Origin of the sequence: Psychroflexus gondwanensis ACAM 44 (assembly GCF_000355905.1) — a bacterium.
Lineage (GTDB): Bacteria > Bacteroidota > Bacteroidia > Flavobacteriales > Flavobacteriaceae > Psychroflexus > Psychroflexus gondwanensis.
Genome location: NZ_APLF01000019.1, coordinates 16309 through 40888, shown reverse-complemented (window position 1 = coordinate 40888; position 24580 = coordinate 16309). Strand labels below are relative to the sequence as shown.

Here is a 24580-nt window from a genome sequence, read left to right as displayed (position 1 = left end):
AAAAAAACTAAAGTTAACAAAGAACTTAGATAAAAAATAACTCTTTTATACTTTAATTTGAAACACTATTAGTCTAGGCTCATGGATTCACAAAGCTGATTCTTTGAGCTTTTTAAATTGATTTTTCTCTATTTATTTAGGCAACACAGAAACGTAACTTTCATCATAAGGTCTACCATATTTTGCAATGGTAAACCTTCGTCGCCTTAGAATCTTGGATGCAGCATTTTTAGTGGTTAATTAAAAGTTCCTTGGATAAAATGTTTGAAAGTGTTAATTTAGTTGATAATAAAACAACGTCCTAAATAGATCTATACCTTATACTGAAGATTTGAATAGGGTTATACGGATGTTGGCGGGCATTGAAAAAAGACGAACAAAGAATGAAAGTACATGGATATTTAACAATAGTATTTGGACTGATTTTATGCAGTTGTAATCAAAGTCCTCAATCGACAACTGTTACGGAAAATAAAATTGAAACACCTACAGGTATGGTTAAAACTTCAATGAATGAAAAACCAGAAGACAAAACTGAAATCCTGAATTTAATAAGAAGTACTAAAATGGGCAGACTCAAAAAATTCAATTGATTTACTTCCTGTTGTTGCTGACAGAAACGACAGCATTTATATTGGATTCGACTTTGACGCACTAAAGCAAAACCTTAGTAAGCTAAAAAATACCAACTTTTTCGCTGAAGAATTTAATGAGAACTACAATCAAATAATTTTGACACTTGACAGAAAACTAAAAGCTAATGAATTTGAATATGGTCCTTGGCTTGTTGGAGATATGCCTCCATTTAATTTCGTAAGTGATGTGAATCCTTGGTGTTCATGCCAAGATAATATGGATTGGAAATCAGTAGAAATTGAACAAATTAATGGAAATGAATATATATGGAAATGGGGCGGATTAAATCAAGATACGCATCAAAGTTGGAAAGATTATAACTATAAATTCAAAGTGATAAAAGTAGAGTCCAAGTGGAAAGTATCATATTTAGATGGATTTAATATTAACGAAATAAAGAAATAACGACCCGCCAACAATGGCTAAAAAATCATAGCTACCCTGCGGGATAGCGACGATTTTTAGCCGGGTCGTTACCAAACATTGAAAACGATATTATGAAAAAATGGAATTTTAAAGTAGAAAGTAGTCCTAAAGAGATTAGTAAGAATATTGAGTCCGCACTTGAATCTGTTAACGGATTAGTGTTTAATATGAATCACGATAAAAATAATTCAATAACATTTAAAATGCGTAAACGGATTCTATATGCATGGTACTTGTTCTATTTAAACAGCATTGTTGTAAATGGAAAATTATCAAAAACAGATATTGAAAAGGAGACCGATGTAGAAATTTCTTTTAATCAACACTTTTTGTGGAAATTAGTAATATTTACAGATATGTCGGTGGGATTAGGTTTTTTAATTGCTGTAATCTCAGGTAAAATTAGCGGTGCTTCAATGTATATAATTGCAACAACAATTTTAGCAGTTGGAGTTATATTATGGATTAGAGTTCAGAAAAAATATGAAAGAAATATTCAAGAATATAAGACAATGATTTCTGAAATATTAGCGATTTAAAAAGGAAAAACGTTTGGCAATAACTAAGCATATGGCGTTCCAATAGGCCATCGCTATATGATTTGTTGACTGATCTGGGATTGCTGGTAAGGGGGAATTCGACGATTAGGTATACACCTTACAAGAGGAGAAGGTCGTTTTTAAACTGCTATCCAAATGGGGAAATACCTTTATGAAAATAAATAATGCCCTTGAAAATAATTGTGGAAATGAAAATAACGAAAACCTGCGTTTGTGATACAAGGAAAAAATAAGCGAGTAGTGCTGGCAAACCTCCGTTACTTTAGAATCTCGACTACAGCATTTTTAGTGGTTAATTAAAATTTCTTGGATAAAATGTTTGAAAGTGTTAGTTTAGATAAAAATAAAACTACGTTCTAAATAGATATATACCTATACTGAAGATTTGAATAGGGTTATATGGATGGTTATGAACCATCTATAAAAACTGTTGTGACCGCCTATAAACTCAACTAAGAATACTATGAAAAAAAAGATCATCATATATTTCAATAGGCTTCGTGAGCATTTATGGTTTAGACCTTTTGTATTTTGTTTATTCTCAGTGGTAGCCGCACTGATTGCCCATCAAGCCGATGGGACCAGACTTAATGATGTTGTTCCAATTATAAAAATAGAATCGATTGAAGGACTTTTGGACATTCTATCAGCTAGCATGTTGGTCATCTCAATATTTGCAGTTGGATCGATGATTTCAGCTTACTCTGCTGCAGGTAGAACAGCAACTCCAAGGTCATTTAAAATTGTAATCACAGACGATGTGTCGCAAAACGCTCTTTCTACATTTATAGGAGCATTTATATTTAGCATTGTGGCTACAGTTGCCATGGATAATGGTTATTATAATCAGGCGGGGAAATTTATTCTCTTCTTGATCACTCTCATATTCTTTGCCTTAGTCATTCTAACCTTTTTAAAATGGGTAGACAATATTTCGAGATTAGGAAGATTGGAGCATACCATCATGCAGGTAGAAGCAGTTGCCACGAAATCTTTGTCCAGCTACATTAAAAATCCTTTGCTCAATGCTCTTCCCATAACTGGAGTATTCCCAGATGGACAATCAGTTCTTGGTGATTCAACTGGATATGTTCAACATATAAATATGGATGCTTTACAGGAAATGGCTAAAGAGATGGAATTGAAAATTAGGCTTAATTGTCTTCCTGGTAAGTTTATTCATGAAAATTTTGAAATTGCTTTCGTCCGCATTGGACATGATGCAGATATGAGTAAAGTGACTCAAAAGGTCAATAGTGCTATTCACATTGGTCATACAAGATTATTTGACGAAGACCCTCGATTTGGGTTAATTACATTAACAGAAATTGCCAGTCGAGCATTATCTATTGGTACTAATGATCCCGGAACGGCCATACAAATTATTGGTAGCCTAGAGCGACTCCTTTTTTTATGGAATGCTGAGACTGAAAATAGCACAGAAACTAATGTACTTTATGATTGTATAGAAGTTCCACAAATCTCGATGGAAGATTTTTTTGATGATGTATTTAGACCAATTTCTAGGGATGGTGCCGAAAATATAGAAGTAATGTTACGATTGCAAAAAGCATTTAATTCATTATACACCATAAATCATACTGAAATTAAAGCAGCCGCAATTCAATATTCAAAGTATGCTTTCAATAGAGCCGAATTGGTGATAAAATTGAAACATGACCTGGATATTTTAGAAAAGCAATGCTTATGAAGTAAATAGAAGACAGATACACAACACATGGTATATTGTATTTGGATTTCAGAGGTTTTTGAAGGTTTGTGGCTTGTAAAAAAAAAGCAGGTGTAACCTTATAGGAAATCGCTTCGTAATCCCACCACGGTTCATACACATCAAAGTTTGGTTAATATAACTTACTTCCCTGAATTCAATAAGAAAAATAATGGAAATAGAATCTGAAATTTTAGTCGTAATTATTGCCTCGATGGCCTCACTTATTATTGGAATTATAAATATTAATTTTAATCAAAAAATTTCCTCAAGACAAAACAAAATAGAACTAAAGAAAACTAAAATAGACCTATTCGAAAACCGAAGGCAAAAGCTAGAAAGGTATAAGTTTGAAATATCAAATCGAGAAAGTGAAGTTCATGAATTAAGCTCAATGGAACATGTCGGTCTGCTTGCTAATCATTTTTCAAAAAACATCAAAGACGTCATTGTAATCTCTCATATATTAAATGAAGAATTTGTAAATAAATTAAAGCTATCTATGAGCAAATTAAACCAGCATAGAATTGATGAAAAAATTGGTAATAAAGCCGATTATGAGAAGGCATTTGAAGAAGTAAAATATATGAGTAAATTGAATGAGCTTATTCCTATTGAGCTTGAAAAAAAGGTGTTCGAGATTGAGAATAAAATAAATAGATTAATAAAATAAAATATTAACCATAATAACTAAGAAGCATTCGTGTTGCCAGTAAAGCTTGTGCCATATTCTTGGTAACCCAACAAGAATGCTCCGATCCTCCTGGCTTGAATGAATCGATTGTTTGACGATGATCCTAGGGGGTGTGTTGATTTTTGGGGATGGTTTTCGAGTTAAGCATAAGTATTTCTTTTTTTTTATATCATCATCATACTAAGTGTATACAAATTTAAGTAGTCTAGACCCCTAGCTATGTTGTGGTCAGCCTGTTTTTAACATTGTAAAGAAAGCGGCATTAAACCATCAGGCCATTGGATAATAGGTATGAAAGTGCTAGTTTAGATGAAAATAAAACAACGTTCTAAATACATATATACCCTATGCTGAAGAGTTGAATAGGGTTTATACGGATGTTGGTAGCCATTTGAACACAAACGACAGAGCAATTACATGACCATCCGACTTACGGAAATGAAAGAAAAAAATGTAAATTGACTCTTGAAAAGTGTTAAATTGTAAACCAAAGGTCTAAAAAAGTGCGGAATAATCCGCTTGTCGAATTACGAAGACCTAAAAGATGTATAGTTTGGCAAACTAACCGTTAAAAACAAATAACGATGAAAAATTTATTTTTTACTTTAGCTTTTATGCTAATGGGAACTTTTGCTTTTGCAAATGTGGATGCAAAACCATCTATTGAATCAACTACAATAACCAAATTAGTTGAAAAATTGACAACAACTTACATTGTTGAAATCAAAAATGCCGATGGCACTTGTAGCATACATCATTATGTTTACAGAGCAGATGGTTCATTAATGGGTAGCTTCACAATTACTGCACCTGACACACATGAAGATTGTAACGGTGTTGTTTTCCATATGACAAATTTATAATCACAAGAGTATGGTCAAAATCCAAATATTGACCATACTCTAATTTAAAAAATTCAAAATGAAAAAATTAAATACTTTAATACTTATTTTATTTATCACAATAAATATTAATGCTCAAAATGACTCAATAATTACTATTGTGGAGTACCAAACTAGCTTAAAGCTTGGATTACCATCACAAAATATATCTCAATTATATTTTAATAAAAATCAGTCATGTTTTATAGAGGGTAAATATCACGTAACAAATATGCCAATTGATGTTAAAATAAAAAATGACGAGAAAAATGAAAAAAAAGAAAAAAAATATTTTGTGGATTTAAGTAAAAAACAATTATACAAAGAAGAATTATTTAATAACGATCTTTATTTAATAAAAGAAAAATTACCAAAAATTAAATGGGATTTATCTTTCAAAGAGACTGATTTAATCCTAGGTTTTTTGTGTAATAAAGCCAAAGGACATTTTAGAGGTAGAACTTATTCGGTTTGGTATACTTCGGGTATTCCCGTACGTTTTGGACCTTGGAAACTTCAAGGACTTCCTGGGTTAATTCTAAAAATATCGGATGATTTAGGACAAGTAGAGTTTACAGCAATTAGCCTACAATACAAAAATAAAGAAGAATATTCTAATATTTTTGAATTGTCCTCAAATCACTTCAAAACTATTAGTTTAGAAGAATCTGTATCGCTCAAAGACAAAGAAGAAGAAGAAGAGTTAAAAAAAATTATGGCAAGTATGCCTAGGGATAGTAGAGTAGGTAATATGAAAATAAATAAAGATAGAACATCAAAAATTGAAATGAAATATGAATGGGAGCAAGAAAATTGAAATTACATTATTTTATCATCGTATTATTCGTTTGTAAGCTCTCGTTTTCACAAACAGAAATATCGGGTATTGTTTCTAACAAATATAACAATACCCTGAATTCGGTCAACGTTGTATTAAAAGGCAAAGCAAATGACTCAATAATTAATTACTGCTTTACGAATGATTATGGAGAATATGAAATCAGTACCAAATCAAAAGGTAATTTATTTTTAGAATTTTCATCATTAGGATATAAAAAATTTAAGGTTGATTTATTTTTAAATGGAACTAAACAAAAAATTATAAAAAATATCACCTTGAGTGAAAAATCATTAAAATTAAATGAGATAATTGTTCAAGCAACTAAACCAACTACACAAAAAAAAGATACTATAAGTTTTATTGCGAAATATTTTACCCAAGGAAACGAACAAACAGTAGAGGATTTACTGAAAAAAATTCCCGGTCTACAAATTGATAGTGAAGGCATCATAAAAATAGGCAATCAAGAAATTGAAAAATTAATGGTAGATGGTGATGATTTTTTTGAAAAAGGATATAAAATTCTGTCCAAGAACATGCCTGCTTATCCTGTTAAAGAGGTAGAGGTGTTATTGAACTATTCCAATAATAGATTATTAAAAAACATAGAAAAAAGCAATAAAGTTGCCTTGAATCTCAAACTAGACGAAAAATCCAAACGTATTTGGTTTGGCAATGTTGAAGCCAGTTTAGGAAATGATACTTTTTACCAAGCTAAAGGTAATCTAATGAATTTTGGAAAGAGTAATAAGTATTATTTCCTAGTAAATTTAAACAATATCGGAAATGATGTTATTGGTAGTATTAATTATCTAATTAGACCACAGCGTAATGATGAACCTGCAAGTATTGGCGATAACCAAAGTGTAAATTCTTTAATCAATTTTACGCAAAAAAATTTAAACTTTAAGCAAAACAGAACAAATTTCAATAATGCAGAATTAGTATCACTAAATGCCATTTTTAACCCAACGGAAAAGTTAAAAATAAAAACACTTGGTTTTTTTAATTGGGATCAAACTAACTTTTTTAGAAATAGCATTGATGTTGTAAATGTTAATAACGCAAATTTTACAAATACAGAAAATTACAAACTACGCAATAAAAATAAAATAGCATTCGGCAAATTAGATATTACAAATAACATATCAAAAACCCAAATGCTTGAATTAACGACCAAATATAATAATGGCAATTTTAACGATAGTTCTAATTTAATATTTAACGGGAATTCTACTATTGAGAATTTACAACATGAAAATACTCTTTTTGACCAAAAAGTGAGCTACACTAATAAATTTAGAGAGAAAAAAGTTTTTTTACTTACAGGACGTTTTATCGATGAAAAAACACCGCAGAACTACACTATTAATCAGTTTTTTTATCAAGATTTATTCCCCAGTTTCAGTAATATCAATAATGTTTCGCAACAAAACATCAATCAAATGCAGTTTGCTGGAATAAATGCACATTTATTAAACCGAAAAGAAAATGGAAATTTATTGGAACTACAAATCGGCAACGAATTCAGAAAAGATAAACTATCAACCATATTTTCACTTTTAGAAGACAATTCGATTATTGAAAAGCCAAATGGCTTTCAAAATCAAACCAATTACAAAGTGAACGATTTATATTTTAAAAGCAAATATTATTTAAAAATTGCAGATTTTGGAGTTATTGGAAAATTAGATTTTCATCAACTTTTTAATCGTTTGGATAATAATGGAAACTCATCAAGCCAAAATCCGTTTTTCATTAACCCTAGTTTAGGTTTCGATTGGAAAATTAATGATAGTAACAATATTACATCTTCCTATTTTTATAACACAACAAATGCAAAGATTTTAGATGTTTTTAGTGATTTTGTATTAACCAGTTTTCGTTCCTTTTCAAAAGGAACAGCAAATTTCAATCAATTAGATGCTTCGGGCTTCGTACTTAATTATCAACTTGGTAATTGGAGCAACCGTTTTTTTGCAAATACATTTATACTTTATAACAAAAATCACGATTTTTTTTCAACAAATACAGCTCTAAACCAAAACTTTACACAATCAGCAAAAATACTAATAAAAGACCGAGAATTTATAACCATTAATTCTAAACTTGACTATTATTTTAAATTTATTTCTTCTAACCTAAAACTGGATTTAGGATATACCAAAAGTGATTTTAAGAACATTGTAAACAATTCCAATTTAAGAAAAGTAACGTCTAATAATTACAGTTATGGTTTAGAATTGCGTTCAGGCTTTAAAGGTGTTTTCAACTACCATATTGGGGCAAAATGGACAATAGCAGAAATAAAAACCACAATTAATAATTCGTTTACAGATAATGTAAGTTTTTTAGATTTATCATTTGTGTTTAATAAAAAGTTTGATGTTCAATTGCAGTCGGAACATTATTTTTTTGGGAATTTGCAAAGTGACAATACCTATTACTTTTTGGACTTTGATGCGAGATACAAGCTCATTGAAAATAAACTGACTTTCGGACTTACTGGTAAAAACCTGTTCAATACTGAAAAGTTTCGAAATTTTTCAAACAGCGACATCGGCACATCGACAACCGAATATAGATTGCTGCCAAGATTTATGCTTTTAAAATTGGAATACAGATTTTAACATTGGAACTGAATAAAAAACGGCTACCAACACCGTATAAAATTAATTGCTTGTTTACGCCTATTTGGAAAATTTATGCATTGTTTTAAGTTAGTTTTATATTTGCAAAGGTTCGTACCAACCCACGCAACTAATCTTATACATAAACGTTGTGAGCCATTTGACCAAAAAACCGAGAAATTCATATGAAAATAAAACCAAATGCAGCTTCTAATGAACTCTCATCGCCATTTTATTTAATAAATAAAAACTTTTGCTCGGATTTTGAAAATTATATTGCGAACAAAAATGGTAAAGTGAAAGGCAATTATAACGCTTGGTCTTATCTGATTTTCGGAAAGATTAATTCACCAAAAAATTGGACTTTGATGTATAAGAAGTCAACATTCACTTCAGGGAATTTATTGCTTTCATCTAAATGTCAGAATTTATTAGTTCTTGCCGAATGGGAAACTGAAAGAAAGGGAACTCATAATTCAGAATTTGAAATCAGGAGAAAATCATCAACAGATTTTTTCAGAAAAATTGTAAATAAATCTTTATCTGATTTGGACTTATCTGACAAATATGTATTGGAAATCAAAAATGCTAAATCATCACTAATTTTTAAATTGACCAGTATATTAAAAAGCCTATTTTTATCTGGAGAAATTTATAAAATTGAGCATCGGGATGACAAACTAAAAATCGAAATGAGAACTGAAAAACACCATTTCGAAATATTTGATAAATTAATAATGGAAATATAGAAAAACGGCTCACAACAAAGAACTGAGGTAAAAAACAACTCTTTTCTACTTTAATTTAAAACACTAGTAGTCTAGGCTCATGGATTCATATAACTGATTCCTTGAGCTTTTTTAATTGATTTTTCGCTATTTATTTAGGCAACACAGAAACATAACTTTCATCATAAGGTCTACCTGATTTTGCGATAGCAAAACATTGCTTGAGTAACTTGTTGGCTACGGCAATTAAGGCTAGTTTTTTGCTTTTTCCTTTGTTTACTATGCGCTCATAAAGTTCCCGACACGCTTTGTTGTGCTTACAGGCATTGAAAGAACATAAAAACAGCAGATTTCGCAGTTTTTTATTCCCCACAAGACGGAAAATCCAGATTAATTTCTCTAGTCAACGTCAATTTTTTAAACTTTTTTAAAAAGAAATCTAATATAAAAATATTAAAAAGGCTAATAAATAAAGGGTTACGACATAAAAATCAACTAAATTTAACGTTAGTCAGAATTTTAAAAATATGATTGAAATAATCAGAACCAATTCAGAAAATCTAGAATTTAAAAAGCTTGTGCAATTATTGAATTCAGATCTTGCAAAAAGAGATGGGAATACTCATTCTCTATCTCAATTTAATTCTATTACCGATTTGAAATATGTCGTTTTGGCTATAAAAGAAGGGAAATCTATTGGTTGTGGAGCTATTTCAATTTATGATTTCAATTTAATGGAAATTAAACGGATGTATGTTTCTCCCGAAGTTAGAGGGCAAAGAATCGGAGAAAAAATTCTCTTTGAATTAGAAGACTGGTCTAGAGAATTAGAAAGTATTAAATGTATACTCTTTACAGGTTCAAAACAGCCTGAAGCAAGTAAACTATATCAAAGAAATGGATACTTTCCAATTGAAAAATATGGCAAACTAATGGATATTCCTGACAGTCTTTGTTTTGCAAAAGTTTTATAACAGAAAAAACGAACGCACAACAAAGTACTGTGTTAAAAAACAAGTAAAAAGTCATTAATTTCTCACTAAAGTACTTCGATAGCTAGCATCGTAGATCAAACCTGATTTAGCAATTGCAAAGGCTTGTTTCAAAAGCTTATTGCAGACCGCAATTAATGCTAGTTTTTTACTCTTTCCTTTGGCTACTATTCTTTCATAAAGATTTCTGCAAGCCTTGGTATATTTACAGGCATTAAAACTGCACATAAATAATAAATCACCCAATTTTTGATTTCCTATTTGACTGATGCGGCTTCGTCCTTTTAAACTGCTACCACTTTGCCTAATGACTGGTGTTAGACCTGCATAACTATTGAACTCACTTCCACTTGTAAAACGGATAAAGCCAACTGACAAGACAACCAACATTATAGCTTTTTTATTCCCAATCTCTAGTGTCATTTTTAGGCGTGTAAAACGTCTTGATCTTTTTTTTGGCTACTATTAATAGTTTGTCTTCCAAGGTTTTTATCTCCTTTGAACTTGTTTTAAATCTCTTTCCAAATAGGGAGCTCTTTTATTCCACTATTTATTTACTAAAATAAATAGTGGCCCTGAAAATAATTATGGTTGTGAAGATAACGAGAACCTGCGTTTGCCTTGTAAGGAAAAAGGTAAACAAGTAGTCTTGGCAAACATCCGTTACTTTAAAATCTTGAATGCAGCATTTTTAGTGGTTAATAAAATGTCCCTTGGATAACATGTGTGAAAGTGTTAGTTTAGATAAAAATAAAACAACTTCCTAAATAGATATATATCCTATACCGAATATTTGAATAGGATTTACATTGGTTCTGTGCATAATTTGACAAAAACTTCCATCCAATAATTTATGAAAACTATATTTTACATTTTAGCTATATGTCTTACTATAGTTAGTTGTCAGAAAGAAAACACAGCGAATTCGATTATATCTGAATTTGAAAATCGAATATCAAACTCTGAATCTTGGCAATATGATGTTCATTACAAAATGAATATTTCAGTTCTGATGAGGATACATTGAATTACTATTCAAACATAAGTCCGATACTATATTCGGTGGTAGTTTTTGGATTAAAAATGATAGTATCGACAGATATTATGATTTAGAGAACATCTATATCATTAATCATAACAGCAAAAAAATAACAAAATTCTTTCCGAAAAAAGGACAAGATTGGGCAATTAGAGGTAATACGGTAAGCGGAGTTTTAAACTCTTATTTTCTTAAACCTAACAGGCTTTCGAAATATCTAAAAGATTCAACTATTGTCGCAAAGTTAAATGACACCATAATAGGTAAAAAGAATCTCAATACAATAGAAGTTGCATTTGAAGACGAATTACCAATTGAAAAACAGAAAAAGATATTTTATTTTAATCATGATAACTATTTGAAAGATATCACTTATTCGGTAAAATTTCAAAACGAATGGCAATATAATGAATGGCATTTTTCAAATGAGAAATTTAATAAAGTGAATGATAAAGTATTAAAATTGGAGTTTGATAGCTTAGCTAAGGACTATGAAATTGAAGATTATAAAGAACCTAATCCTAAAGAAATGCAACCATTGGCTATTGGTTTGAAGGCGCCAAAATTTAAAGGATTAATATTTAAAGAAAACGACTCAATTACATTACAAGATTATAACGGAAAATATGTCATTTTAGACTTTTGGTACAAGGACTGTTTTCCTTGCATAAAAGCAATAGCATCGCTAAATGAATTGAGGACTAAATATTCTGCAAAAGATTTAATAATTCTTGGGTTAAATCCATTTGACAATAAAGAAAAGAATAAAGAAAAGCTGAATGACTTTATCGAGATAAATAAAATGAGTTATCCAACAATTTTCGTGGATCATAAAGTCACTAAAGAATATAAAGTTAGAGCCTATCCTACTTTCTACATCATAGATACTAAAGGAAAAATTGTGTATTCAAAGGTTGGATATAGCGAAAAGAACGAAAAAGAGATAGATAGTTTATTAAACAAGTTGATAAAATAACTTGCTACAATAATTTATGATTGTTGTTGTCGGTATAGCTTATGCCGAATTTTCGGTAACCTCACCTTAATGCCCCGATCCTTTGGGAATGTCTGTATCGATCTTTCGTCGATGATCCTATTGGGATGAGTTGGTTTTGGTGATGGTTTCTTAGATTTAGAAGTGTCATCCTTTCTTCTTCACTTTAGTGACTAGTAGGCTATTTGTTTTTTTAATTTTTCTCATTAACAACCGATATATAAATGGTGTTTAATAAACCCAAACTATTAGTTCTATCTCAAAGTTCTCTGCGTTCGTGATGGAAGTGGATAGCCCGTAATAGCCAAAAGCCAGAGAGTCTTGGCTGTGGAGAGCGACCTTAGAAGCTCCTTTACAGCCCTAGAATATCCAGCTTTTAGCTTGCGGACTAGAAACGGACAGCACGTTGAAACGCTCTATTATTTATACTTATTTTTCATCACTATATAAAAGACAAGAGGAACCAAAATAAGGGTTAGGAATGTTGAAACAATTGTTCCACCCATCAAAGACAGGGCAAGACCTTGAAAAATAGGATCGAAAAGTATGGCGACTGCTCCTATGACCACGGTTCCTGCTGTGAGTAAAATGGGTGTGGTTCTTACGGCACCTGCTTCAATGATGGCTTGCTTAAAGGCAATACCTTCGTTGAGGCGGATTTCTATGAAATCGATAAGCAAAACGGAATTTCTAACCATAATTCCTGCTAGAGCAATCATTCCAATAAAAGAAGTTGCTGTAAAAAATGCATCGAACAGCCAATGTGCTAAAATAATTCCTATTAATGAAAGCGGAATAGCAATCATCATCACAATTGGGGAACGGAAGCTTTGAAACCAGCCAACGATTAGCATGTAAATGATAAAAATAACCACTAAGAAAGCAATACCAAGATCTTGGAATACTTCCAATGTAATTTGCCATTCACCATCCCATTTTACAGAGTAATCTTCTGTATCAACAGGAATATCTGTGTACAATTCTTCTATAGAGTAGCCTTCTGGTAAGTGTATGTCTTTAAGATACTTTTCCATACCCAATATGGCGTAAACGGGACTTTCTAGTTCTCCAGCCATTTCTGCTGTGACATATACTACACGGCGCTTATTTTTTCTGTAGATGCTTTTTTCAATAGGTTGTTCTACCAGATTTACTAGGTCGCCGATGTTTACGGTATGTCCTTGCTGAGACTTTACTTTTAATTTTAAAAGATCCTTGGTACTGGACTTTTCTGAGTTTGGTGTATAGTAGGTTATGCTAACTTGTTCAGGTTCATTTTCTCTGTAAGCCTTACCAATGGAAGTATTCCCGAGACTCAACCGCATGGTTTCAACAATTTGCTGAGTGCTTATGCCTTCTAGGTTGGCTCGCTCGGTGTCAACTTTAAATTCAATCTCCTTTTGGTCGGCTTCTACACGCCAGTCGATGTCGACCACATCTTGGGTCTCGTGTAAAATATCCTTTACCTTTTGTGCAATTTTGATTTGCTCTTCGTAATCTGGTCCGTAAATTTCTGCAACAATTGTTGATAGCACTGGTGGCCCCGGGGGGACTTCCACAATTTTGATAGCTGCGCCATAGCGATCACCAATGGCTTTTACCTCTTTCCTAAACGATTTTGCGATATCGTGGCTTTGTTCACTTCGTTCGCTCTTATTGGTAATATTTACCTGAATGTCTGCTAGATGATCACCATCTCTAAGATCGTAATGTCTTACAAGCCCATTAAAGGTGATGGGAGAAGCAGCACCAACGTAGGTTTGATAATTAACCACTTCCTCTCGGTCTTTTACGTACTCTGCAATTTCTAATGTGACGGCTTGCGTGCGCTCCAGTGTAGTACCTTCTGGCATATCAATAACAATTTGAAATTCATTTTTGTTATCGAAGGGAAGCATTTTTACCAAAACAGATTCATTTAAGAATAAAAGTACAGAAGCGATAAGCAATACAAATGTACTTCCAATGAAAAGCCAACGTTTCTTAGAACTCTCTAGAAGTGGTCTCTGTACTTTTTCATAAATTTTATAAATTCGGGTCGATTTTAATTTTTCATCACCGAGTTTGTCGGCTTTCTTAATAGCTTTTTCATCATCCTCTTCGCCATCGTCTTGTTTGCCTTCACCTTTCAAAAAATAAAAGGCCAAGTAAGGCACAATGGTAAGCGCTATAAATAGAGAAAGAATCATAGTAATAGATGCACCAATGGGCATTGGACTCATGTAAGGACCCATAAGGCCACTTACAAAAGCCATGGGAAGTACAGAAGCAATAACAATAAAGGCAGCTAAAATAGTAGGATTACCTACTTCATTTATAGCATAAATGGCGGCGTTCCTTAAGGATCGTTTCTTCATTTTGAAATGCCGGTGTATATTTTCTGTAATGATGATAGAATCATCGACTACAATCCCGGTAATAAAAATGAGTGCAAAAAGCGTGATTCTATTTAGCGTGTAACCAAATAAATAGTAACTAAGCATTGTTAAAGCGAACGTAACAGGAACAGAAATAAACACAACAAGTCCGCCGCGCCATCCCATAGATAACATAACAACTAAGGTTACAGCAATGATTGCACTTAGTAAATTGAAAAGTAAGTCGGATACCTTCTGTGATGCTGTTTCTCCATAATTACGAGTCACCTCGAGTTCCACACCTTCTGGGATTATATATTGTTCCCAGCGTTCTTGTTGAGCCAAAATCTGGTCGGCAACTTGCATGGCATCAGCGCCCTTTCTTTTTGCAATAGATAGGGTAACGGCAGAATAGGAGGAAGGCATTTTTGCCTGTTCTGCACTTGCAGCACCGAAGCCAAACTCCACATAGTTCTTAGGTTTTTCTGCACCTTCTTCCACATTTGCTATTTGATGCAGATATACGGGTCTGTTTCCAGAAGTGCCAACAACTATTTGCTTTAGGTCTCTTTCAGTTTCGATGAATTTTCCAGTGGTGATGAGGATGTTTTCGTCTTTGGTCTGTATAGTTCCACTTTTGGACTTGGAGTGGTTAGCCTGTATCATCTTGGTAACACTCAAAATATCTAAATTATAGGAAGCTGCTTTTTGATGATCAAAATTAATTTTCAACTCTCTACTTCTGCCTCCAATGACTTCACTAGAAGCGACATTCTCTACCTTTTCAATCTCCAAAATCAGTTCATTGGCGATTTGTTTGAGGCGGAAGTCATCGTACTTTTCGCTAAAAAGCGTAAGGCCAACGACTGGCACATCGTCTATAGATCTTGTTTTGATAAGTGGCTGAGTAACGCCCTCAGGAATTTCATCCATATGGCGCATAATTTCATCATGAAGTTTTACGTAAGACCTTTCTATATCTTCACCCACATAGAATTGCGCTATGAGCATTCCTTGTCCCTGCATAGAGGTGGTGTAAACATATTCAATACCATCAATATTAGAGATAACACGCTCCAAAGGAATAATAACTTTAGATTCAATTTCTTTAGGACTCGCACCAGGATAGCCAACAAATATATCGGCCATAGGCACGTTTATTTGTGGTTCTTCTTCTCGTGGAATCAATAAAGCAGCATAAATTCCCACGGCCATAAATACAACCATAAGTAAGACTGTAATTTTGGAAGTCATAAATGCGTTGGCTAGTTTACCAGCAATACCATTTTTCATAAGATCTAGTATTTCACGGTTATACCGTTATAAAGTTTGGAGTCTGCAGAAGTTACAACGGACTCATCGCTGCTTAGACCAGAAAGAATCTCTATATATTCATCGTAGTTTACCCCAGTCTCCACCCATCTCAGCATCGCTTTATTTTCTGGGCTAACTACGTATAGACCCTGTAAACCGCCTCGATCGATAAGTGCTGATTTGGGAACAAAAATTCCTTGATCCAAAGAATCCGTAATAAGTTGTATTTCTCCTTGTTGTCCAGAAAAAAGCTGGACATCATTTTCGGTTAGTAATTTTGCTTTCACAACATATTGTCCTCCTGTTTCTGAAGACGATAAGCTCAATTCTGATATTTGGGCATCGATTTTTTGACCATCTGTCGACACTACAACGGTGGCCAGTTGTCCTTTTCTTAATGAAGAAATAGCTCGTTCTGAAACTGAAAAGTGAAATTCAAATGCATTCTCAACTTCCATTTGTAGAATCGAAAATCGGGGGTTTGCTAAATCTCCCTCTTGAGCCATTTTTGAAGTAATTACACCCTCAAATGGGGCCTTGATATTGAAATATTTTAATTCTGATTGTATTTCTTTCAACTGACTTTCTACTCCTGCTTTTTGACTTTTTACAGAGTTATATTTTAAGGAGATAGACTCCAGCTCTTTTTCTGAAACACTATTTTTTTCTCTTAAACTTTTGTATCGTTTATAATCCTTTTCGGTGTTTTCTAAAGTGGCACTTACCTCGTCGAGTTTGGCAGTAAGCTGATTTTGTTTCGACATGAGGTCATCGCTGTTTAATTTAACCAGCAACTGGTTTTCATGAACAGCATCGCCTACATCTACAAGGATTTTATCCACGTAACTTGATCCTCTAGATTGAATATCTATCGATTTTGAAGACTGAATTTTCCCCTTATAGCTTAAAAGCTGAGGTAAACTGGTGGTAGGATACTCGATTTTAACATCGACAGATATCTGCTCAGGCTTTTCATCTTCGGTTTTTTCTCCGCAGCTCAAAATGCTTAATAAGAACACAGAAAAAAATATAGGCAGTAATTTATTTTTCATAAGTATAGGTGTTTGCTAAAAATTGAATGTATAACTGAGCGTAGTTAAACTCGAATATGGATTGGTTGTAAGCCAGTCGCATAGAAGATTGTAGTTGTTCTGCCCGCAGCAAATCTGTAGTGCGCTCAAGACCTTCTCCAAATCTATCTTTCCTGATTTGGTATGCTTTTTCTGCTTGCTTCAGGGATAGTCTATTTCTATTAAGTTTTTGCTCTGCCTCGCGAAATTGGCGTTTTGCTTTTTCCAACTCCATATTGGAATTGGAGGCATACCTAGAAGCTTCTAGTTTGGCTTGATCTAAACTTGCATTTTCTTCTTGAAGTTTTGCAATATTTTTACCACCTTCAAAAATATTCCAGTTAAGTGAAGCACCTACAAAAAAGTTTCTTGTGTTGGTTGTAAAGGCTTCATCTGAAAACCATTGTAGGTTTCCAAAAGCGTTAAGCGTTGGCAAAAAGGAATGTTTGGCTGCAGTTTGCATTTTGGATTGGGCCTTGGTTTGCAAATCGACTGCTAAAATGTCTTCTCTTGTTTCTATTTGACTTGCGTCCATAGTCTCCACAATATTAAGCCCAAGTTTTGAAACTGGTTTTACCACAGTATTAGCATCTCTGTTCATTAAAAACAGAAGATAGTCTGAAAGATTTTGGAGTTGATTGTAAGCCGCGATGTATTCGTTTTCAACTTCATTTAACCTTACTTCTGCACTTAGTAAATCTGGCATGATCAATAGACCTTCGTCATAAAAATTTTGAATACTTTCAAAATTTTGCTCGGCAATTTTTCTAGTTTGCTCTAGTACTTCAACCCCTTTATAAGCGAGCTGAAGTTGCATATAAAGTTTTTCCACTTCAACTAAAAGCGCTTTTTCTTCAAATTTATTTTGAAGTTGTTGTGCTTCTTTTTGAGCGTTTAGTGCAGAACGTTGAGCCCACTTTTCAATATTGATAAGAGGTTGTTGAATGCTTAAAGCAGTGGTAAAATTGGAAATGGCACTTGGATTGTTCAAATTATCGATTTGAAAATCTTGCTCTGTAAAAATTCCTTGGTTCAATAATGTTCCAAATGCTTGGACGGGATTATTGGTTCTATAAAAATTATGCGAAACACTAAGCTGAGGTAAAAACGCAGCATTGGTTTGCCTATAGCGGGCTCTTGCTTTTCTAAATTCACTTTCATTAATTTGAAGTGATCTATTATTTTGAAGCACTTGGCTCTTGAGTTCTTCAAGAGTAAACTCCATTTCTTCTTGGGCCTGAAGTTGCCCAAAATTAAATAGAAAAGCTATAACTGGAATTATCATTAGGTATGCCTTCATTTTATTTTGAATTTATAATTGCAAAATTAGGAATTAAGAGGTGCACTGAATGTAACAAATGTTCTATAAAGCTTGGTTATAAAATTTTGGTTTCACACCAATTTGCCTCCCAAATGTCGAAAAAACTCTGAATTATTTTTTTCTTCCGGGATCCAAAAAAAGCTAAGCATTCCAATAGTCATCTTGGAATGCTTAGCTTTTTTTTTGAAAAATGAGTACTGAAGCTTCAATAAAAAAAAAGATGATTTGCCACATTTGAAGTGAAATTGGTAATATGCGTTCGTGATGGAAGTGGATAGCCCGTAAAAGCCAAAAGCCAGAGAGTCTTGGCTGTGGAGAGCGACCTTAGAAGCTCCTTTACAGCCTTAGAATCTCTAGCTTTTGGCTTGCGGACTAGAAACGGACAGCGCGTTGAAACGCCCAATACCTAATTAAAATCCATATTTAACGAAAACTGTAAAATTTTGACCAGGATCGGTAAGGCGTTCCAGTCCGCTTAAGTTGGCATTGGCTTGGTTTCTAAAGGCAAAATTTAGGTGATCGTAATACTGCTGGTCAAAAGCATTTAAAACCGCTGCTCCTAAGTCTAGCCCAGGGAAAATTTCGTAACCCAATCGAAAATCGACCAATTCGTAACCAGGTGTAGCTTCATTTTCGCCAAACGATGTAGCCAGCTCATCTTGTTGGCTGACCATCCTTAAGTCGGTTGCTGCCCAAAACTTGTTCTTGCTGTACTGCAAACTTATTTTACTGCGAAGGGGAGGAGTAAGGGGCAAAGACTCGCTTAAATCTTCGTTGCGGGTATACACGTAAGCCAAATCAGCATCCAACTGAAAATGGGTTAAGAAATTAACGCCCAAGCTAGCTTCAAATCCTGTTTTGTAAGCATCATCTAGATTTCTGAATACTTTTGGATGGATAGGTTCTTGGTTGGGCATAAATTTTCTCGTTTTGGTAGGATCGATGATGGCTACGATGTAATTTTCGAAATGAGAGAAATAGACAGAAGCTCCCCAATTTAACTTATCGATGAATCCATCTATTTCTTTTTTCCCGGTGTACGCAACTTCAAATTGATTGTTGACTTCTGCGTCCAAGTTAGGGTTACCAATGTATTCAAACGGATCTTGGCCAACTTGAAAATGATTGATGAATCGCTCAATCATATTCGCAGAGCGCACACCACGCCCAAAGGCAAATTCTAATTGATTATCGGCATCTAGTAATTTTTTGAGCGATACCGTAGCACTAAAATTATGCTCGGTTCTGCTTCCCAAACCTGGATAGTAAGCTAGGAAATCTGCTTCGGGATCCTGAATGTCTGAGTTGACCATATCATATCGAACACCTGCATTTATTACCGTAGAACTATTGATTCTGTAGCGTGACTCTGCAAAAAGGCCATAGTCGTTGATAAACGAATCTTGCCAAATTTTGTCGGTAAGCTGCAGAGGTGGATCGAGGGGCATTCCCATCATATTTTGTTTTATTAAGCGATTTCTCACACCGTCTCTACTTATTAAAAGCGCATCGGTTCCAGTAAAAAGCGTCCAGAACTCAGCAAGTTTCCATTCTAGTTCAAATCGACCACCAGCTGTTGTCGCTTCAACAGGAGAGACAGCTTCCACTGTTTCGAAATTGCTTCTTCTGCTGTTACTCATGAGATGATCTACATAAGAAAAATAGGCTTTAGCTTGAATTTTCTGCAAGGTCTTCCCGGGTCTTTTCTTGTAATAATCCAGAGATAGCATGGAAGAATCATCATAATCTGAATCCATTGGTAAAGAGGCATGAAGCACATCTCTACCAAAAGATTGTCTCCAATGCAATTGTAAACGCTCAAGACTAGTGAAATTATAACCCATACGCAGGCTATAATCTATACTTCTAAACGATGATGGAATTTCTCTTCCAGCACCGTCTTCATAATTACCAAAATCACGATAGCCATACATCCCAACAACATCAAACTTGTCTTCGGCATACTGAAGCCGAACCATATTCACCAATGAATTTCCATTGGTTTCATATCCAGTTGAAGCACTTCCAGAAAAGCCATAGTTTCCTAGTTCTGGTCGTTTGGACACCATATTGATAAGTCCTCCAAAAGTAGCTCCATAACGCATGGTATAGGGTCCGCGAACAACTTCAATTTTTGCAATATCCTCTGGCATGACGTGGGTGGTGATAGGATCCATCCGGTTTGGACACGCATGCATAACTTTGGTTCCTCCGTCATATTGAATATTCAATTGCTCATATTGTGAAGCACGGAAAGAGGGATCAATAGCGTAATTCCCGCGTTTGATGAGTCCAAATCCATTGATGTCTCTAAACAAGTCTGCTACATTTTTAGGCTGAGTCACTCTTTCACTTAAGTCTGGTGTAGTGATGTTCATCACTGGATCTTCAAAAACTCTACCTGTGACCAAAACTTCTGCTAGCTCTGTATTTTCAGCTTCCAAATACAGGATATCTGGCGTTGTAGTTTCAACTCTTAAAATTTTAAAACTATAGCCAATGTGACTAATCTTATAAGTTTCACCGATTTTTAATTGTAAGATTTGGTTGTTGGTAATATGATAATTCTTGTTGTTGTTTTGATCGATAGCGTAAACCCCAGTAAGGGTTTCTTTGGTTTGTGCGTCTTTAACCTCTATAGATTTAGTTTGAGCTATAAGCATCATAGAACTAAACAAATAGATGAAGGCGCTTAAAATAATTTTCATGTTTAAGCCTTTTAAAAGTCTAACTAATTTGTTTTAAATAAAATTGGAGTTAAACGGAACGTATAGGTGGCTTAAAACTTCTGTTTAAGAGTTGGAATTTATAGTGCGAGGTATACAAAAAAGAGTGTTCTACCTCGGTGATAGAAAAACTTGTAAAAGTATTAGTTTCAGAACATAGAGTTGTGAAAATAAGTTTGCTTTCAAGAAAAATAGAAGCATTTTTTGGAGTGTCGGTTTGTTTGTTATCGAGGACATCACTCAAAAAGCATTTCCCATCACATTCCAGCTCAGGGCGATCCGTATTTTCACAATAATTCTCTACAAAATTATCGGTGAAAACAATATAATACGATAGCCAAAACGCAGACTTTACGGTGAATAAAAGCACCACGAGGCTTAAGGTAAGAGCTATCTTGAGTTTGATATTTTTCACTTTACAAAAGTAATGAGAATGCTGGCTTTGAATTGTGACTTAAATCACATTACCGATAGATTTATAAAAAATTCTGATTCTAAGACATTTAGTTTTCAGAAAAATCCACATCTTTAAGTTTATAAATTAGTTTTATGATAGATCCCAAATTATTGATCCAATTTAAGGCAGAAATTCTCGAAATTGAAAGAGGTAATATTATTTTCGATTACGGAAGTAAAGCTCAGTTTTATTATCAAATCAAAACGGGTGAAGTGAAGATGAATAACTTTAATAGAGATGGCAAAGAATTTATACAAGGGATTTTTTATCCAGATCAAAGTTTTGGTGAACCGCCTTTATTTGCCGATGTAGGCTATCCAGCAGGAGCAGAAACTATTACAGACGTAGAGATTTTTCGTTTGCCAAAAGATGATTTTTTTGATTTGCTAAAAAAACACCCAGAAGCGCATTTTAAAATTTCTGAAGTATTGGCGTCCCGCTTGTACTACAAAGCCATTATGGCTTCTGAGATTTCCTCACAAGATCCCGAGCATCGCATTGTAAGGTTGCTGGATTATACCAAAACGCATATCCATAAACTAGATCCTGAGGATGTTTTAGAAGTCGATTTTACTCGCCAGCAGATTGCCGATCTCACTGGATTGCGCGTAGAAACTGTTATTCGTGCCTGTAAGGCCTTGGAAAAAAAAGGTGAAATTCAAATTAAAAAACGAAAGATTTTGAGGTAAGATGAGTTGAAATAATTCCGACTTGATTCAAATCATAAACAGTGGTCATACATACTTGTATTTTTGGATAACTTAAAAATACAAGACAATGGATCTAGTTAAGAGTTTAACCGATGATTTTACAAAGTATTACATGGCTAATTCTGTATTGGGTATTATCGCTTCAAGTTGCTTGGGCTCTATTGCCGCAATGATGATTTTAGCTGATGGAAACACACTATTCCATGTTGTTCACCTGAGTTGGATTGTAATTATTTGTATGATTTATAATGCAGCTGTTTTAGTTGGTTTTAAACCAAAGATGGCCTTTCTTATTCAGGTAATTAGTGTTTTATCAAGCCTATTTACAATTGCTTATTATATTTTTTTCTAATGAAACACGACTTAAAAACAAGGGAAGACGTATCCAAATTAGTAAATCATTTTTATGAAAAAATTCGTCAGAATAAAGATATAGGTCATTTTTTTAATGAAAGCATTTCAGATTGGGATGAACATCTAGAAAAGTTAACCGATTTCTGGGAAACGAATTTGTTTTTTAAACAAAAATATAAGGGAAATCCCAAATTGGCACACCAACGTGTAGACAAACACTTTAATGGAAGTATTGAGCAAAAACATTTCGGTATTTGGTTAAATCTTTGGTTCGAAACTATAGATCAATACTTTGAAGGTGAATTAGCCGATCGAGCAAAGAACAATGCTAGAAAAATGGCTTCACATATTTTTATGAATATTTATATGGATAGAAATACTATAAGTTAACAGATGTGGTTAGATTTGCTATAGAGTATTTTTAATCATGCCCAACCCACCAATAAAACGCCATAAAGCCCTACGAAATTTAAGTCGTGAACATCACGACGGACTTGTTTTTGCTCTGCGTTTGCAAAAAGGAGTGTCTAAGAAAGCCGATCTTCAATCTATGGAAGAGTATGCCACTTGGTTTTGGGAGAATCATTTGCTGCCGCATTTTCAGCTAGAAGAAGAACGTTTATTTCCAATGCTGAAGGGCGAATATGAATTAGTAAGTGAAGCAATAGATCAACATCAAGACTTAAAGATGCTTTTTCAAATTCAGCAAAAAACCCATGCAGATTTCAAAAGAATTTATGAATTACTTCAAAAGCATATTCGTTTGGAAGAACGGGAGTTATTTAACTTAATACAAAGTACATTGAGTGAACAGCAACTTGCTATTTACGAGGAAATACACAAACATCAACAAAGTTGTGCCATGTGGCAAACGCCATTTTGGTCTTAAAACCTCTGGGTTTTACTTTGAGGTGCAAAAATAGACTGTAAGCTTATTCCAATAATTGAAACGCTGAATAATAAAGAAGCGACTGCCAAATATAAATTCAAATTTGGTAAAAATGCCCATTGCAGGACAACGGTTGCAGCACGATAAAAAATAAGAAATTCAGTTAAAATAAAAGCGAGAAGGTAAAGGCCTAAATTGAAATTAGAAAGTTTAATCCATTGCAAATAAGAGGCTAAAAACAATAAAAATAAGCTTATAAAGCCTAAGAAAAACCAATGTAAATATCCGATGACTACATCTAAGTTTGAAGTAGCAATTTCAGCTATGTAAGGTATGCCGCTTAATGTTTGCACAAGTAACTTCAGCAGGAAAACTAAGACTAGAAATTGGAGTATAAACCGGGATTGATTACTCAGTGTTAGATAAAATGTGCTAAACTCACTTTTTATGGAATTCCACAAATAGTATAAACCTATCCATAAAGTTAAACTTCCTAAATTGCTCAACAAATACAAAGACCAATGTGAGCTTGCCCAGAGGCAGGATAGGAAAAATGTACCTACAATACCAATATTGAATAGCACTATGAATTTTGAGAATGCTCTATTTTCAATTTTCACTTTAGATTGTTCCAGTAAAAACACCATTAACCCAATTGCAGCAAGCACAAACCAAGCATTATACTGAAAGTGCAGGTAAAAATAGATCGCTAATTTATACCATACCGATTCGCTCCCTAGAGTTGTCATGATTGCGCCTAAAGCCCAGGGTCCAAGCGATGAGATCACCATATACAATAAGGCATATTTGATAAGTAAGAAGGATTTCTTTAATTTCAATTGTGTTTTTGTATGTTTTAGAATAAACCCAAAAAACACATAACTAACTAACAGAAAAAGGCTTGAGAAAATTATAGAAAACAACGCATAACCTTGAATGGGAAAAAAGATAAGCATACCGATTATGCAAAATTGTGTTGCCCAAAAAACTTTTCTATAGTGTTTATTGATGTTCCATTTTTCAACAAAAAAATAAACGATAAAACTGCTTAAAGCTATATACACCCAGCCAAGTAAGGCGATATGTGAGTGTGTGTGGACTATAAATCGATACTGTGTTGGGATGTCAACACTAAATGCTGTCGATTCCAGTCTAAGAAAAAACCCTAAAACAGCTGTTATAAGAAAATAGTAAAGACTATTTATAAAATGCTGTTTTAGGGTCATCATCAA

Annotated in this window: 22 protein-coding genes and 1 pseudogene; 15 read left to right on the top strand and 8 right to left on the bottom strand. The window is 33.6% G+C overall.

Features of this window, described 5'->3' with window-relative positions; translation table 11 throughout:
• Nucleotides 1-383 precede the first annotated feature (383 nt).
• The 9 genes from PGOND44_RS13660 (at nucleotide 384) to PGOND44_RS13620 (ending at nucleotide 9146) form a co-directional block, all read left to right on the top strand.
• Nucleotides 384-593, top strand: coding sequence for a hypothetical protein (locus PGOND44_RS13660; RefSeq protein WP_003443965.1), 210 nt, complete (start codon nucleotides 384-386; stop codon nucleotides 591-593).
• A gap of 139 nt (nucleotides 594-732) precedes the next feature.
• A complete protein-coding gene (locus PGOND44_RS13655) occupies nucleotides 733-1041 on the top strand; it encodes a hypothetical protein (protein WP_003443963.1) in 309 nt (102 codons plus the stop codon).
• A gap of 92 nt (nucleotides 1042-1133) precedes the next feature.
• Nucleotides 1134-1601 carry a hypothetical protein gene (locus tag PGOND44_RS13650; RefSeq protein ID WP_003443960.1) on the top strand — a complete coding sequence of 156 codons (468 nt, stop codon included), beginning with the start codon at nucleotides 1134-1136 and terminating at the stop codon, nucleotides 1599-1601.
• 484 nt (nucleotides 1602-2085) lie between these two features.
• Entirely contained in the window at nucleotides 2086-3333 is a 1248-nt protein-coding gene (locus tag PGOND44_RS13645) for a DUF2254 domain-containing protein (protein ID WP_003443956.1), read from the top strand.
• 190 nt (nucleotides 3334-3523) lie between these two features.
• Complete coding sequence (locus PGOND44_RS13640; RefSeq protein ID WP_003443953.1) at nucleotides 3524-4024, top strand: hypothetical protein; 501 nt, start codon at nucleotides 3524-3526, stop codon at nucleotides 4022-4024.
• Nucleotides 4025-4629: 605 nt separating this feature from the next.
• On the top strand, nucleotides 4630-4908 hold the full coding sequence (locus PGOND44_RS13635; RefSeq protein WP_003443951.1) for a hypothetical protein: 279 nt from the start codon (nucleotides 4630-4632) through the stop codon (nucleotides 4906-4908).
• A 58-nt stretch (nucleotides 4909-4966) separates the two neighbouring features.
• The gene (locus PGOND44_RS15050) at nucleotides 4967-5743 is read left to right on the top strand and encodes a GLPGLI family protein (RefSeq protein ID WP_003443948.1); all 777 of its coding nucleotides are present in this window, start codon (nucleotides 4967-4969) and stop codon (nucleotides 5741-5743) included.
• Nucleotides 5725-8397, top strand: coding sequence for a carboxypeptidase-like regulatory domain-containing protein (locus tag PGOND44_RS13625; RefSeq protein WP_003443944.1), 2673 nt, complete (start codon nucleotides 5725-5727; stop codon nucleotides 8395-8397). Before PGOND44_RS15050 ends, PGOND44_RS13625 begins: the two co-directional genes overlap by 19 nt.
• Nucleotides 8398-8582: 185 nt before the next feature.
• Complete coding sequence (locus tag PGOND44_RS13620; RefSeq protein ID WP_003443941.1) at nucleotides 8583-9146, top strand: hypothetical protein; 564 nt, start codon at nucleotides 8583-8585, stop codon at nucleotides 9144-9146.
• Between the two features lie 130 nt (nucleotides 9147-9276).
• Here PGOND44_RS13620 and PGOND44_RS15950 read toward each other — a convergent pair.
• A pseudogene (locus tag PGOND44_RS15950) lies at nucleotides 9277-9498 on the bottom strand (IS110 family transposase); the annotation flags it as partial.
• 154 nt (nucleotides 9499-9652) lie between these two features.
• Between PGOND44_RS15950 and PGOND44_RS13615 the strand changes: the two are divergent.
• The gene (locus PGOND44_RS13615) at nucleotides 9653-10099 is read left to right on the top strand and encodes a GNAT family N-acetyltransferase (RefSeq protein ID WP_003443936.1); all 447 of its coding nucleotides are present in this window, start codon (nucleotides 9653-9655) and stop codon (nucleotides 10097-10099) included.
• A 54-nt stretch (nucleotides 10100-10153) separates the two neighbouring features.
• On the opposite strand, the gene PGOND44_RS13610 is transcribed toward PGOND44_RS13615, so the two are convergent.
• A complete protein-coding gene (locus PGOND44_RS13610) occupies nucleotides 10154-10540 on the bottom strand; it encodes a transposase (protein ID WP_040556190.1) in 387 nt (128 codons plus the stop codon).
• A gap of 974 nt (nucleotides 10541-11514) precedes the next feature.
• Here PGOND44_RS13610 and PGOND44_RS13605 point away from each other — a divergent pair.
• The gene (locus tag PGOND44_RS13605; RefSeq protein ID WP_003443931.1) at nucleotides 11515-12132 is read left to right on the top strand and encodes a TlpA family protein disulfide reductase; all 618 of its coding nucleotides are present in this window, start codon (nucleotides 11515-11517) and stop codon (nucleotides 12130-12132) included.
• Between the two features lie 437 nt (nucleotides 12133-12569).
• Here PGOND44_RS13605 and PGOND44_RS13600 read toward each other — a convergent pair whose 3' ends face one another.
• The 5 genes from PGOND44_RS13600 to PGOND44_RS13580 form a co-directional block, all read right to left on the bottom strand.
• Entirely contained in the window at nucleotides 12570-15800 is a 3231-nt protein-coding gene (locus PGOND44_RS13600; protein ID WP_003443928.1) for an efflux RND transporter permease subunit, read from the bottom strand.
• A gap of 5 nt (nucleotides 15801-15805) precedes the next feature.
• The gene (locus tag PGOND44_RS13595) at nucleotides 15806-16873 is read right to left on the bottom strand and encodes an efflux RND transporter periplasmic adaptor subunit (RefSeq protein ID WP_003443926.1); all 1068 of its coding nucleotides are present in this window, start codon (nucleotides 16871-16873) and stop codon (nucleotides 15806-15808) included.
• Entirely contained in the window at nucleotides 16863-18191 is a 1329-nt protein-coding gene (locus tag PGOND44_RS13590; protein ID WP_040556188.1) for a TolC family protein, read from the bottom strand. Before PGOND44_RS13590 ends, PGOND44_RS13595 begins: the two co-directional genes overlap by 11 nt.
• Nucleotides 18192-18622: 431 nt before the next feature.
• Nucleotides 18623-20920, bottom strand: coding sequence for a TonB-dependent receptor domain-containing protein (locus PGOND44_RS13585; protein ID WP_003443919.1), 2298 nt, complete (start codon nucleotides 20918-20920; stop codon nucleotides 18623-18625).
• Between the two features lie 49 nt (nucleotides 20921-20969).
• Entirely contained in the window at nucleotides 20970-21353 is a 384-nt protein-coding gene (locus PGOND44_RS13580; protein ID WP_003443916.1) for a hypothetical protein, read from the bottom strand.
• Nucleotides 21354-21487: 134 nt separating this feature from the next.
• Here PGOND44_RS13580 and PGOND44_RS13575 point away from each other — a divergent pair, with 134 nt between their 5' ends.
• From PGOND44_RS13575 to PGOND44_RS13560, 4 genes are all read left to right on the top strand, one after another.
• A complete protein-coding gene (locus tag PGOND44_RS13575) occupies nucleotides 21488-22084 on the top strand; it encodes a Crp/Fnr family transcriptional regulator (protein WP_003443914.1) in 597 nt (198 codons plus the stop codon).
• Nucleotides 22085-22172: 88 nt separating this feature from the next.
• Nucleotides 22173-22457 (top strand): hypothetical protein, encoded by a 285-nt coding sequence (locus PGOND44_RS13570; protein WP_003443911.1) that lies wholly within the window; start codon nucleotides 22173-22175, stop codon nucleotides 22455-22457.
• Nucleotides 22457-22849 (top strand): group III truncated hemoglobin, encoded by a 393-nt coding sequence (locus PGOND44_RS13565; RefSeq protein WP_003443908.1) that lies wholly within the window; start codon nucleotides 22457-22459, stop codon nucleotides 22847-22849. The genes PGOND44_RS13570 and PGOND44_RS13565 overlap by 1 nt, the downstream gene beginning before the upstream one ends.
• 37 nt (nucleotides 22850-22886) lie before the next feature.
• Nucleotides 22887-23348 (top strand): hemerythrin domain-containing protein, encoded by a 462-nt coding sequence (locus PGOND44_RS13560; protein ID WP_003443904.1) that lies wholly within the window; start codon nucleotides 22887-22889, stop codon nucleotides 23346-23348.
• On the opposite strand, the gene PGOND44_RS13555 is transcribed toward PGOND44_RS13560, so the two are convergent.
• Nucleotides 23345-24187, bottom strand: coding sequence for a hypothetical protein (locus tag PGOND44_RS13555; protein WP_236612003.1), 843 nt, complete (start codon nucleotides 24185-24187; stop codon nucleotides 23345-23347). The genes PGOND44_RS13560 and PGOND44_RS13555 overlap by 4 nt on opposite strands.
• Nucleotides 24188-24580: the final 393 nt, after the last annotated feature.

What these genes read in the sequence shown, in the direction of transcription:
- PGOND44_RS13615 (WP_003443936.1), top strand. Translation starts at nt 9,653, where the DNA reads ATGATTGAAATAATCAGAACCAATTCAGAAAATCTAGAATTTAAAAAG.
- PGOND44_RS13635 (WP_003443951.1), top strand. Translation starts at nt 4,630, where the DNA reads ATGAAAAATTTATTTTTTACTTTAGCTTTTATGCTAATGGGAACTTTT.
- PGOND44_RS13650 (WP_003443960.1), top strand. Translation starts at nt 1,134, where the DNA reads ATGAAAAAATGGAATTTTAAAGTAGAAAGTAGTCCTAAAGAGATTAGT.
- PGOND44_RS15050 (WP_003443948.1), top strand. Translation starts at nt 4,967, where the DNA reads ATGAAAAAATTAAATACTTTAATACTTATTTTATTTATCACAATAAAT.
- PGOND44_RS13565 (WP_003443908.1), top strand. Translation starts at nt 22,457, where the DNA reads ATGAAACACGACTTAAAAACAAGGGAAGACGTATCCAAATTAGTAAAT.
- PGOND44_RS13590 (WP_040556188.1), bottom strand. Translation starts at nt 18,191, where the DNA reads ATGAAGGCATACCTAATGATAATTCCAGTTATAGCTTTTCTATTTAAT.
- PGOND44_RS13600 (WP_003443928.1), bottom strand. Translation starts at nt 15,800, where the DNA reads ATGAAAAATGGTATTGCTGGTAAACTAGCCAACGCATTTATGACTTCC.
- PGOND44_RS13640 (WP_003443953.1), top strand. Translation starts at nt 3,524, where the DNA reads ATGGAAATAGAATCTGAAATTTTAGTCGTAATTATTGCCTCGATGGCC.
- PGOND44_RS13560 (WP_003443904.1), top strand. Translation starts at nt 22,887, where the DNA reads ATGCCCAACCCACCAATAAAACGCCATAAAGCCCTACGAAATTTAAGT.
- PGOND44_RS13570 (WP_003443911.1), top strand. Translation starts at nt 22,173, where the DNA reads ATGGATCTAGTTAAGAGTTTAACCGATGATTTTACAAAGTATTACATG.
- PGOND44_RS13585 (WP_003443919.1), bottom strand. Translation starts at nt 20,920, where the DNA reads ATGAAAATTATTTTAAGCGCCTTCATCTATTTGTTTAGTTCTATGATG.
- PGOND44_RS13625 (WP_003443944.1), top strand. Translation starts at nt 5,725, where the DNA reads ATGGGAGCAAGAAAATTGAAATTACATTATTTTATCATCGTATTATTC.
- PGOND44_RS13660 (WP_003443965.1), top strand. Translation starts at nt 384, where the DNA reads ATGAAAGTACATGGATATTTAACAATAGTATTTGGACTGATTTTATGC.
- PGOND44_RS13645 (WP_003443956.1), top strand. Translation starts at nt 2,086, where the DNA reads ATGAAAAAAAAGATCATCATATATTTCAATAGGCTTCGTGAGCATTTA.
- PGOND44_RS13610 (WP_040556190.1), bottom strand. Translation starts at nt 10,540, where the DNA reads ATGACACTAGAGATTGGGAATAAAAAAGCTATAATGTTGGTTGTCTTG.
- PGOND44_RS13620 (WP_003443941.1), top strand. Translation starts at nt 8,583, where the DNA reads ATGAAAATAAAACCAAATGCAGCTTCTAATGAACTCTCATCGCCATTT.
- PGOND44_RS13595 (WP_003443926.1), bottom strand. Translation starts at nt 16,873, where the DNA reads ATGAAAAATAAATTACTGCCTATATTTTTTTCTGTGTTCTTATTAAGC.
- PGOND44_RS13575 (WP_003443914.1), top strand. Translation starts at nt 21,488, where the DNA reads ATGATAGATCCCAAATTATTGATCCAATTTAAGGCAGAAATTCTCGAA.